Raw genomic sequence first — 239 nt, 5'->3', positions numbered from 1 at the left:
TACCATCGGCGCTAATGGGCTTAACTTCTCTGTTCGGAATGGTAAGAGGTGAGCCCCATCGCTATAACCACCTTAAGTTATAGCTGCTTGCTATTGACATAGTTGTCGTTAGCATTCAGCGTTTATCACATGGGATAAACAAATATCTTAACATATTGAATAAAGAACATGGTTTGTAATAATTATTTGTACTCTAAAAAAACAGGCGTACAATAAGCCTATGGGTTATTAGTACTACT

The 239-nt window shown here is 36.8% G+C and carries 1 rRNA gene; it reads right to left on the bottom strand.

Features of this window, described 5'->3' with window-relative positions:
• Nucleotides 1-75 (bottom strand): 5S ribosomal RNA (rrf, locus tag Q0739_RS15035); the annotation flags it as partial.
• Nucleotides 76-239 lie beyond the last annotated feature (164 nt).

This window comes from uncultured Algibacter sp. (genome assembly GCF_947487605.1).
Taxonomy (GTDB): domain Bacteria; phylum Bacteroidota; class Bacteroidia; order Flavobacteriales; family Flavobacteriaceae; genus Algibacter_D.
The sequence above is the reverse complement of the archived record's forward strand: the minus strand, read 5'-3'. Positions and strand labels throughout refer to the sequence as shown.